Below are 11,524 nucleotides of genomic sequence, written 5' to 3' on the forward strand. Positions count from 1 at the left end.
GGCTCAATCCTCCCGGCGCTGTGATTGCAGCTTGCTGACCAGCGCTTCCAGCTCGGCCAGCTCGTTGTCGCTGACCTCGGCCTTTTCCGACATCCACGCCACGAACGGTGAGATCGAGCCCTGCAGGGTCTTCTCGACAAAACTGCCGACCGCGCCGTTGACCACTTCCTGCTGCTCGGCCGTGGTGCTGTAGCGGAACACGCCCTCGTCCTGTTCGCGCTGCAGGTAACCCTTGGTGCGCAGGCGCTCCATCATCGTCAGCACGGTGGAGCGGGCCAGCCCACGGGCCTCACCAAAGCGCGCGGCAACCTCGCCGACGCTGGTGGGTTCGTTCTCTCCGATGTACTGCAGCAGGGCCAGTTCCTGGTCCCCGATGGTCTTGCGGCGCATGGCCGTCTCCGTGACTACATTTGTCGTCACGGTAGAGCTGCCTACATTTGTAGTCAATAGCCCGGATGGCACCCTGCCCGCCGTCAGACTGAATGATTCAGCTCACGGCACTGTCGATCTGCCAGCGCGCGAATTCGCTTTCGAACTCGGCCAGGGTCAGCAGGCCCATGCAGGTGTGGGCGCCACTGGGCAGCCCTTCGCCACGGGCAAAACGGCGCGCCAACAGCACGGCGGCCAAGGTTGGGATCTCCGGGCCGTGCAGCATTGGAGCCGTCAGGTCCCAATGCACGGTGTGCTCCAGTCCACCGCGCTGGCCACGCAGGGTGATGCGCATGCCGCCCAGATCGGTGCCGAAGCGGTCGAACCAGCGCCCCGCGCGGGCGAACACACCGGCCAGTGTCTCCATCGGCAACGGCAGGCCATGCCCGCGCAGCCAGGCCATGGCTGCCAGACAGCGCGACAGGAACGGCAGCTCCAGCGCCGCGCGGAAACGCACCGTCGCCACGCCCGGGTAGCGCTGCACCAGCAGCGTGTGATCGGGCACGTCGCAGGGCGAGGCCAGGCGCGGGCCGATCCGGGCAAAGTGCACCGGTTGTGGTTTGGCCCAGCCACGCTGCGTCTGCCAGCGGCCATCGATCCAGCATTGGAACGGTTTGCCGCAGTACGACAGCACCGCACGCACCGTGGCCATGCCCAATGGCGTGGCCTGCGCTGGCGCGATCACCATGTCGATGCTGTGCAGTTGCTCGAAACGCGGCGCGAGTGCATCCACCACCGCGCTGGACAGCGCCGGCAAGGTGCTGGCACCACTGATCGCACTGCGCTGCGCCTGCTGCGCCAGCGCCTGCAGCTGCTGCGGGAATTCGACAACGAAATCACGGCCATCGGCCAGATCGATGTAATGCATGCCTGCACCCAGGCAGGCCCGTGCCACGTCATAGCCCTGGCCCTGGAACGGGCCTGCGGTATGGATCACCAGCGCTGCCTGCGTCTTGGCCAGCTGTGCCTCGAAATCCGGCGCAGCGGTGTCGAGCCTGCACAGCTTGATGCTCGCCAGATCCACGCCGGGCAGATTGGCCGCTGCCTGCGAGGGATTGCGTCCAGCAGCAATCACCTTGATACCCGGGGTGATGGCCAGCGCACGCACGATGCGCGCACCAAAGTGGCCATAGCCACCCAGTACCAGTACACGACAGCTTTCCTGCTGTGACATCGGACCTTCCTGCGTGGATTGCTGTGTGGATTATCAGCGAGAACAGCGCTGCGTTGTCCCCTCCCCTTTGGCGCAGCCAAGGGGGAGGTTGGGAGGGGGTGGCTTTGGCTTTGGCTTTGGCTGCTGCTTGTGCTCGTTGCTTGGTGCTCCTGCGAACAGCACCCCTCCCCGGCCCTCCCCTTCGCTATGCGAAAGGGAGGGGGTGGATCCGCTGCACCACGCACGAAGAAGAAGCTCTTCATCCTGCTCTTACATCAACAGCAGCACCCTGCATGCACGCCCCCGTTTGGAGTCCGCCATGTATCGGATGCTGGTCATCGCCTGTTTCAGCGCATTTGCCGCCACCGCCTGCAGCACTGCCCAGGTCGCCCAGGTTCAACCCATCGACGGCGTCATTTCCGGCCAATGCCATACCGACATGGTGCGCGGTGCGGTCGGTCTTGCCGCCTCCCCGGATACGGTGCAACGCGCCCGCGTTGACAGCGACAGCCTGCAGGTTGCCGTGGTGCGCGGCAATGATTCGCCTGACACATCGGCCTCGATGGGAACGCAGGCATCCAGCGGCGGTGAGCGCCTGACCATCGAGGTCGGCCGCACCAACAACATCACCGCGATGCGCTGCGGCTGAGCCCGCCATTGCCGCGGTGGGCACTGCGCAGGAAGCGCAGTGCCGCCGCCTCCCATTGGCGCGGGCCACGCAGCGATTGCATCGCGCCCAAGCGGCCATCGCGCCAGCCTTCGAACACGCACGGGTCGATATACGACTTGCGGCACACCGCCGGGGTATTGCCCAGCATCGCCGCTACCGCTGCGATCACCTGGTTCTGCAGCTCCGCCAGCGCGCGTTCGCTACCAGCGTCGGGCAATGGCCGCTGCGCCAGCTCGCGCAATGCCACCAGGGTGCCGCCCCAGGTGCGGAAATCCTTGGCACTGAAATCATCGCCGGTGGCCTGCCGCAGATACGCATTGACGTCGCTTGAACCCACCGGCCGCACCTTGCCGTCCTCGTCGCGGTACTGGAACAGCAACTGCCCGGGCAACTGCTGGCAACGCCGTACCAGGCCGGACAGATGCCGGTCATCAATGACCATGGCCTGGGCCTGCCCGGACTTGCCGCGGAAACGCAGCCGCGCCTGCCCCTGTCCAGCGTTTTCCAGATGGCGGTTGCGCAGCGTGGTAAGCCCGTAGGAATGGTTGTCGCGGGCATAGGCGTCGTTGCCGATACGCGCCAGCGTGCGCCCCATCACCGCCACCACGATCGCCAGCACCTTGGCGCGCGGCAGGCCCGGCAGCGCCAGGTCGGTGCGCACCTGCCGGCGCAACGCCGGCAGCACCTTGCCGAAGGCAACAATGCGGTCGAACTTGTTGTCGCTGCGCATCCGTACCCACTTCGGGTGGTAACGGTATTGCTTGCGGCCACGCGCATCACGCCCGCTGGCCTGCAGGTGACCATTCGCCTGTGCGCATATCCACACCTGGGTATAGGCCGGCGGAATGGCGAGACGACGGATGCGTTCCAGCGTGGCGGCGGCGCGTACCGGTTTACCGCGTGCATCCAGATAGCGGAAGCCACGCCCGGCGCGCTGCCTGACGATGCCGGGCTCGGCATCGTGGCTATGCCGCAGTGCAGGCGTCGGCGGTTCTGCGGCCATCGCTGCTCCCATCAACAAAACGGTGGCGGAGTATCGCGCAGCGGCGTGCGACGCAGCGTCAACATCGCCGTCACTTGGTTATATGCTTGGGCAGACCCTCAACACCCTGGAGTTCCGATGCAGTTCCCGTCGACGCCGCGCGCCCTGCGCCGCCCCGCCGCCCTGATTGCCACCGCCACCCTGTTGCTGGCCCTGAGTGCCTGCACCAAGCCGGCACCGGAAGAACAGGATGAAGCACTGAACCAATCCCAGCAGGCCGCACAAGCCGCCGCTGCGCCCGCTGAAGCCACGCCGCCGCCGGGCGCCTGCGACGCCAGCCAGGTGCAGGGCCTGGTCGGCCAGGCCTATACCGAGGCCATGCAGGCCCAGGCCAAGGAAGACGCCGGCGCCACTGACGTGCGCGTGCTCAAGCCCAACCAGCCGGTCACCATGGAGTTCATCGGCGAACGCCTGAACATCGAAATCGATGAGAAAGGTATGGTCAGCGGCGTGCGCTGCGGCTGATTTTTGTATAGCCAAAGCCTTGCTGGGCAAGGCTTTGGTTGCGCTCGCAACGATGTATTGCGGCGCTGCAGCAACTGTGATTTAGTCGAACCATCCGGTGACCTCAAGGTGCGCTCCAGGTTGAGCACATCATGTGCATTGGATGGGCGCGAGGGCGCTTGGATCAGGCGTAAGACGCCGTCAGGGCGCGCGCCGGGTGCTATCCCAACGGCACGTGCGGCAGCACGGCGCGAACCATCTGATAAGCATGACGTGCTCAGCGAGCGGGTTGAAGTGTCGCCGCTCACCTGAATCGCATCGAGGCACAGATGGCAGTCCGCACCCAGCAAGGGCTTTACGACCCGCAAGACGAACGCGACGCCTGTGGTTTCGGCATGGTCGCCCAGCTCGACGACCAGCCATCGCGCCTGTTGGTGGATACCGCCATCGCCGCCTTGTCGCGCATGACCCACCGTGGCGGTGTTGCCGCCGATGGACTGACCGGCGACGGCTGCGGCCTGCTGCTGCGCAAGCCTACGGTGTTCCTGCGCCAGCTGGCCGAAGAAGCCGGCATCGCGCTCGGTCCCAACTTCGCCGCCGGTGTGGTGTTCCTGCCGCACGATGCCACAGCTGCGCAGCGCTGTCGTGACGAACTGGATGCCCAACTGCGCACCGCCGGCTGCCATCCGCGCGGCTGGCGTGAAGTACCCACCGATGACAGCGTCTGCGGCCAACTGGCGCGCGACACCTTGCCGAAGATCGAGCAGGTCTTCGTCGATGCCGATATCGAACAAAGCGCCGAGCAGTTCGCCCTGGCCCTGTTCATGGCCCGCCGCCGCAGCGAGCAGACCCTGCGCGATGTCGCCGATTACTACGTCACCACGCTCAGCGCAGAGGCCATCAGCTACAAGGGCATGGTGCTGCCGGACAAGCTGAGCACCTTCTACCCGGACCTGCAGCGCCATGAACTGGCGTCCAGCGTGGTGGTGTTCCACCAGCGCTTCTCCACCAACACCATGCCGCGCTGGCCGCTGGCACACCCGTTCCGCATGCTCGCCCACAACGGCGAGATCAACACCATCGAAGGCAACCGCCACTGGGCGCAGGCGCGCAGCAAGGTGTGGAAGACGCCGAAGTTCGACATCGCCGAGCTCGACCCGGTGATCTCGATGCACGGCTCGGACTCGCAGAGCATGGACAACATGCTGGAGCTGATGGTGTCCGGCGGCATGGAGTTGATCCAGGCGCTGCGCATCCTGGTGCCGCCTGCGACACAGTCGCTGGAGTTCAAGGACGCCGACCTGGCCGCCTTCTACGAGTTCTACGGCTTGAACAGCGAGCCCTGGGATGGCCCGGCCGGCATCGTTGCCTGCGATGGCCGCTATGCCGCCTGCACCCTGGACCGCAACGGCCTGCGCCCGGCGCGCTGGATGCTGACCTCCGACCGCCACTTCCTGGTGGCTTCCGAAGCCGGCGTATGGGAAGTGCCGACCGAGCGCGTGGTGCGCAAGGGCAAGCTCGGTCCGGGCCAGATGATGGCCATCGACCTCAAGCGTGGCGATCTGCTCGATTCGGAAGCCATCGACCGCATCAACCGTGCGCGTGCGCCATACAAGCAGTGGCTGCACCAGGGCGTGACCTATCTGCAGACCGAGCTGATCGATCCCTCGCTGGCCGAGGAACCGTTCGACGAAGCCACGCTGCGCAGCTACCACAAGCTGTTCCAGCTCACGACCGAAGAACTGGAACAGGTGCTGCGGCCGCTGGCCGAAACCGGGCAGGAAGCCACCGGCTCGATGGGCGATGACACACCGATCGCCGTGCTCAGCCGCAATACCCGGCCGCTGTACGACTACTTCCGCCAGGCCTTCGCGCAGGTCACCAACCCGCCGATCGATCCGCTGCGCGAAGACTGCGCGATGTCGCTGACCACTCAGCTCGGCAAGGAGACCAACATCTTCCACGCCGGTGCGGAGACGGTGAACCACGTCATCCTCAACTCGCCGGTGCTGAGCCAGCGCAAGCTGCGGCAGTTGCTGAAGATGGAGCAGTACGTCGAGCGCAACCGCCTGATTGACCTGTCCTACAGCGTCGAGGAAGGCTTGAAGGCCGGCATCGAACGCATCTGCGCCGAGTGCGAGCAGGCCGCGCGCGAGGGCGTGGTGATGCTGTTGCTGTCCGACCGCTACCCGGTTGCCGACCGGCCGATGGTGCATGCCCTGCTGGCCACCAGCGCCGTGCATCACCATCTGTCCAAGGTCGGCCTGCGCTGCGACGTCAACCTGATCCTGGAAACCGGCACCGCGCGCGATGCGCACCATATGGCCTGTTTGTTGGGCTTTGGTGCCACCGCGGTGTATCCGTACCTGGCCTACCAGACGCTGTTCGATCTGGGCCGTCGCGGCATCCTGCAGCTGAAGAAGGGCGGTGAGGTCTCGCAGATCGGCCGCAGCTACCGCAAGGGCATCTACAAGGGCCTGAGCAAGATCATCTCCAAGATGGGCATCTGTACCGTCGCCAGTTATCGCGGCGCGCAGTTGTTCGAAATCGTCGGCCTTGATCCGGACGTGGTTGAACTGTGCTTCCCGGATACCGCCGCCCGCATCGGCGGCGTTGGCCTGGCACGGCTGGATACCGAAGCCCGCGAACTGATGGTGCGTGCGTGGAATGATCTGGCACAGCCGGAAGTTGGCGGCCTGCTCAAGTACGTGCATGGCGGCGAATACCACATGTACAACCCGGACGTGGTGATGACGCTGCAGCGCGCATCGCGTACCGGCGACGCGGCCGACTGGCGCAAGTACATGGATGCGGTGCACTCGCGCCCGACCTCGGCGCTGCGCGACCTGCTGCAGCTCAAGCCGGCCACCACGCCGGTGCCGCTGGACGAAGTGGAGCCGGCCGAAGCGCTGTTCAAGCGTTTCGATACCGCCGCCATTTCCTTGGGCGCACTGTCACCGGAAGCGCATGAAGCGCTGGCGATTGCGATGAACCGCCTCGGCGGCCGCTCCAACTCCGGCGAAGGCGGCGAAGATCCGGCGCGCTACGGCACCGAGAAGCGTTCCAAGATCAAGCAGGTCGCCTCCGGCCGCTTCGGTGTCACCGCCGAATACCTGGTCAATGCCGAAGTGCTGCAGATCAAGGTCGCGCAGGGCGCCAAGCCCGGCGAAGGCGGCCAGCTGCCCGGCCACAAGGTCAACGAGCTGATCGCGCGCCTGCGCTACGCCAAGCCCGGCATTGGCCTGATCTCGCCGCCGCCGCACCACGACATCTATTCGATCGAAGACCTGGCGCAGCTGATCTATGACCTGAAGCAGGTCAATCCGGATGCGCTGGTGTCGGTGAAGCTGGTCTCGCATGCCGGCGTCGGCACCATTGCCGCGGGCGTGGTGAAAGCCGGCGCCGACCTGATCACCGTGTCCGGCCACGACGGCGGCACCGGTGCCTCGCCGATCAGCTCGATCCGCTATGCCGGCGTGCCATGGGAACTGGGCGTGGCCGAATCGCACCAGGCACTGGTCGGCAACGACCTGCGCAGCCGCACCATCCTGCAGACCGATGGCGGCCTGAAGACCGGCCTGGACGTGGTCAAGGCCGCGCTGCTCGGCGCCGACAGCTTCGGCTTTGGCACCGGCCCGATGATCGTGCTGGGCTGCAAGTACCTGCGCATCTGCCACCTCAACAACTGCGCCACCGGCGTGGCCACCCAGGACGAGCGCCTGCGTGCCGGCTACTTCACCGGCCTGCCGGAGCGCGTGGAGAACTTCTTCCGTCTGCTGGCCGAAGAAGTGCGCGAATGGCTGTCCTATCTTGGCGTCCGTTCGCTGGATGAAATCGTTGGCCGTACCGACCTGTTGCAACAGCTCGACGTGTCGCCGCGCGAAGGCGTCAAGGTCGACCTGTCGCGGCTGCTGGCGCCCGCGCATTACGACGGTGCACATTGCGCCGCACAGCGCCTGTACCAGTCACCGGACAGCCTGGCCACGCAGATGGATGACCTGCTGGCCGATGCCATCGCCCACAAGCGTGGCGGCGAACATCGCTTCCTGATCCACAACACCGACCGCTCGGTGGGCACGCGCCTGTCCGGCACCATCGCCCGCGCGCATGGCAACCACGGCATGGACGCGGCACCGCTGAACCTGCGCTTCCGCGGCACCGCCGGGCAGAGCTTTGGTGCCTTCAACGTCGGCGGCCTGAACCTGGAAGTGGAAGGCGAAGCCAACGACTACGTCGGCAAGGGCATGGCCGGCGGCCGCCTGGTGGTGCGTCCACCGCGCGGCGCACGCTTCGAGGCACGCAACACCGCCATCGTCGGCAACACCTGCCTATACGGCGCTACCGGCGGCGAACTGTTTGCCGCTGGCCGTGCCGGCGAACGCTTCGGCGTGCGCAACTCCGGCGCGCTGGCGGTGATCGAAGGTGCCGGTGACCACTGCTGCGAATACATGACCGATGGCGTGGTCGCGGTGCTGGGCAAGGTTGGCCTGAACTTCGGTGCCGGCTTTACCGGTGGCCTGGCCTACGTGCTGGATATCGATCGCGATTTCGTCGACCGCTACAACCACGAACTGATCGACATCCACCGCATTTCCGCCGAAGGCTTCGAGAACTACCGCCAGCACCTGCACAGCTTGATCAGCCGTCACCGCGAGTTGACCGGCAGTATCTGGGCGCAGCAGATCCTGGACGAGTTCCGCGATTACGTCGGCAAGTTCTGGCTGGTCAAACCCAAGGCCGCCAGCATTGAATCGCTGGCCGAAGCGCTGCGCAGCGCAGCTTGATTTTCAGTCTCCCTCTCCCGCCTGCGGGAGAGGGCCGGGGTGAGGGTGGCCTTGAAAGCAGAGCGCCCTCATCCGCCCCTTCGGGGCACCTTCACCCGCGAGCGGGAGAAGGGCTCCTCCAGACGCCACGAGTTCCCATGAGCCGCAAGCAAGCCTTCCAGTTCCTCGATCTGCCCCGCACCATGCCGCAGCGCATTCCGGTGGAGTTGCGCACGTCCGGCGATTGGGGCGAGCTCCATGGCAAGTTCGACAAGGCCGACGCGCAATACCAGGCCGGCCGCTGCCTGGACTGCGGCAACCCGTACTGCAGTTGGAAGTGCCCGGTGCACAATGCTATTCCGCAGTGGCTGCAGCTGGTGCAGGAAGACCGCATCCACGAGGCGGCGACGCTCTGCCATTCGACCAACCCGCTGCCGGAAGTCTGCGGCCGCGTCTGCCCGCAGGACCGCCTGTGCGAAGGCAGCTGCACGCTGGAGGAATTCGGCGCGGTCACTATCGGCGCAGTCGAGAAGTACATCGTCGACACCGCCCTGGCCACGGGCTGGAAGCCGGATCTGGTCGCGGTCGAGAGCACCGGTAAGCGCGTCGCCATTGTCGGCGCCGGCCCTGCCGGCTTGGCGTGTGCGGATCGACTGGTCCGTGCCGGCGTGCAGGCGGTGGTGTTCGACCGCTACGAACAGATCGGCGGCCTGCTGCAGTTCGGCATCCCCAGCTTCAAGCTTGAAAAGGACGTCATCCAGCGCCGCCGCGAGATCCTGGAAGGCATGGGTGTGCAGTTCCGTCTCGGCGTGGAGATCGGCCGCGATATCAGCATCGAGCAGCTGCAGAACGACTATGACGCGGTGTTCCTCGGCACCGGTGCCTACCGTTACACCGACGGCGGCCTGATCGGCCAGGACCTGAAGAACGTACTGCCGGCACTGCCTTTCCTGGTGCAGAACAGTCGCATCGTCAGTGGCGACGATCCACACGGCCGGCCGATTGCCGGTTGGGAAGACCAGATCGCCCTGCCCGACCTCAATGGCAAGCGCGTGGTGGTACTCGGCGGCGGCGACACCGGCATGGACTGCGTGCGTAGCGCTATCCGCCTGGGCGCGGCAAAGGTGACCTGTGCGTATCGTCGCGACGAAGCCAACATGCCGGGCTCGGCCCGCGAAGTGGCCAATGCCCGCGAAGAAGGCGTGCGCTTCCTGTTCAACCGCCAGCCGCTGGCGATTGAAGCCGGTGCCGATGATGAAGTGATCGGCGTGAGCGTGATCGAGACCGAGCTGGGCCAGCCCGATGCCAATGGTCGCCGCAACGCGGTCGCCATCGAAGGCAGCGAATCGCTGCTGGAAGCAGATGTGGTGATCATCGCCTTCGGCTTCTCACCGACCTTGCCGGAGTGGCTGGCATCCCAGGGCGTGGAAGCAAGCAGCAACGGCCGCATCATCGCCGGCGGCGCCACCCGCCTGCCGTTCCAGACCCACAACCCGAAGCTGTTCGCCGGTGGTGATGTGGTGCGCGGTGCCGACCTTGTGGTCACCGCTGTCGCCGAGGGGCGTGATGCGGCCGAGAGCATTGTTGCGTTGTTGAAGCGTTGATAGCGGGATGGCGCGAAGAGCGCCCTCACCCCTACCCCTCTCCCTTTGAAACAGGAGAGGGGACTGCTTCGGTGTGATCTTCTGCGCGCTGGGTTAGCTGCTTCGGCCGGCGCTCATCAGCATCTGTTGGCCACCGATTCAATCGATGCAGAACACGCGATGATGTCTACACGCGGCGGTTATGGTTGCCCCTTGGATTCGCGCATAGCTTCTGGCCCGCCTTCTGCTTTGGCCTCTGCTTTGGCTTTGGCTTTGGCTTTGGCTTGGGCTTTGGACCAGCAGTTCGCGCAACAACGACCGTCTCCCTTCTCCCGCAAGCGGGAGAAGGTGCCCGAAGGGCGGATGAGGGCAGCTCTGCCTCTGCTTCTTGATTCAGCTCTTCGGCTTTTGACCCCAGCACCACCCCCAAGCCGACACCCCGCTGTCCTACACTCAAGAACTCCGCACAAAGAGAAGTCGCAATGCGCATCGGTCTGGCCGCAAACCGTCTCCATCACGAAAGCGCCGACGCAGCGCTGTTCCGTTGGCTACGCGCCAGCGAGAAAGGCATCCGCGAACTTGGCGTCGGCTTGCACGCCGTAGGACGCACTTACGACGCCATTGCCAGCACCTACCCGCTGCAAAACTATCCAGCACTTCAGCGTTACCCCAACGGTCGCGAAGGCGGTCTGATGAAGCTGGTAGCCGAGGTAGTCGGCATGGGTACCCCCGAGCGCACACTCGATGGCGCGATCTACTTCATTGATCCGGTCGATCCCTCATCGGTATTCCCGGAAGCCATCGCCCTCAAGCGCCAGTGCGTCATCCACGGCAAACCCTTCATTTCCACAGTGGCAACGGCACGCGACTGGATCGAGATGGAGCGCATCCATGCGGGCTTCGTCCCGGATCCGGGTGCCAACGATTTGCACGACTTCAGCAAGCAGACGCTGGCACTGATCGCCCACGATGCGCGCAAGCCACAGATGCTGGCTTTCGCCGCCGAACATTTCGACGTGTTGTCGCAATTCCAGCAGCGCATAGGCACCGGCACCACCGGCCAGCGATTGAACGAGATGGCCTGGAGCCGTGGCTGGCCACGTGACCAGGAATGGATTCACCGCTTCCAGAGTGGCCCACTCGGCGGCGACGCACAGATCGCGGACCGCGTGCTCGAGCACCGCTGCCAACGCGCCATCTTCTTTGAAGACCCGCATGTGGCCCGCCAGCATGAAGCCGACATCCAGCTGTTGGAGCGCGCAGTGACCACGGTCACCGATGAAGCCGTGTGTATCACAGCTCCGAACATCGCAGCCCGCTGGGCAACTGCGGCACAGATACGCCAGAAAGCCTGACTGTAGTGCCGAGCCATGCTCGGCAGGGACTTTTCACGTAGCGCCGGCAGTACCCCAAGGCTCTGGCTGTTGCCTTGCTGTTGCC

At 65.3% G+C, this 11,524-nt stretch carries 8 protein-coding genes; 5 read left to right on the forward strand and 3 right to left on the reverse strand.

Annotation, left to right across the window (positions count from 1 at the left end; genetic code table 11):
- Positions 1–3: 3 nt before the first annotated feature.
- Both ABB27_RS13105 and ABB27_RS13110 read right to left on the reverse strand, forming a co-directional pair.
- Complete coding sequence (locus ABB27_RS13105) at positions 4–390, reverse strand: BlaI/MecI/CopY family transcriptional regulator (protein ID WP_057629239.1); 387 nt, start codon at positions 388–390, stop codon at positions 4–6.
- 97 nt (positions 391–487) lie between these two features.
- Complete coding sequence (locus tag ABB27_RS13110) at positions 488–1,603, reverse strand: saccharopine dehydrogenase family protein (RefSeq protein ID WP_057629240.1); 1,116 nt, start codon at positions 1,601–1,603, stop codon at positions 488–490.
- Between the two features lie 298 nt (positions 1,604–1,901).
- Here ABB27_RS13110 and ABB27_RS13115 point away from each other — a divergent pair, with 298 nt between their 5' ends.
- Positions 1,902–2,231, forward strand: a complete 330-nt coding sequence (locus ABB27_RS13115; protein ID WP_057629241.1) for a hypothetical protein — start codon at positions 1,902–1,904, stop codon at positions 2,229–2,231.
- Here the strand turns inward: ABB27_RS13115 and ABB27_RS13120 are convergent.
- Positions 2,209–3,267 carry a DNA topoisomerase IB gene (locus ABB27_RS13120; RefSeq protein ID WP_057629242.1) on the reverse strand — a complete coding sequence of 353 codons (1,059 nt, stop codon included), beginning with the start codon at positions 3,265–3,267 and terminating at the stop codon, positions 2,209–2,211. The two genes, ABB27_RS13115 and ABB27_RS13120, sit on opposite strands and share 23 nt — an antisense overlap.
- Positions 3,268–3,372: 105 nt before the next feature.
- Between ABB27_RS13120 and ABB27_RS13125 the strand changes: the two genes are divergently transcribed.
- The 4 genes from ABB27_RS13125 (at position 3,373) to ABB27_RS13140 (ending at position 11,439) form a co-directional block, all read left to right on the forward strand.
- On the forward strand, positions 3,373–3,759 hold the full coding sequence (locus tag ABB27_RS13125; RefSeq protein ID WP_057629243.1) for an I78 family peptidase inhibitor: 387 nt from the start codon (positions 3,373–3,375) through the stop codon (positions 3,757–3,759).
- Between the two features lie 308 nt (positions 3,760–4,067).
- Positions 4,068–8,522 carry a glutamate synthase large subunit gene (gltB, locus tag ABB27_RS13130; protein ID WP_057629244.1) on the forward strand — a complete coding sequence of 1,485 codons (4,455 nt, stop codon included), beginning with the start codon at positions 4,068–4,070 and terminating at the stop codon, positions 8,520–8,522.
- Positions 8,523–8,659: 137 nt separating this feature from the next.
- Positions 8,660–10,105 carry an FAD-dependent oxidoreductase gene (locus tag ABB27_RS13135; RefSeq protein ID WP_057629245.1) on the forward strand — a complete coding sequence of 482 codons (1,446 nt, stop codon included), beginning with the start codon at positions 8,660–8,662 and terminating at the stop codon, positions 10,103–10,105.
- Positions 10,106–10,566: 461 nt separating this feature from the next.
- Entirely contained in the window at positions 10,567–11,439 is an 873-nt protein-coding gene (locus ABB27_RS13140) for a methylglyoxal synthase (protein WP_057629246.1), read from the forward strand.
- Positions 11,440–11,524: the final 85 nt, after the last annotated feature.

The organism is Stenotrophomonas terrae, from assembly GCF_001431465.1.
Taxonomy (GTDB): domain Bacteria; phylum Pseudomonadota; class Gammaproteobacteria; order Xanthomonadales; family Xanthomonadaceae; genus Stenotrophomonas; species Stenotrophomonas terrae.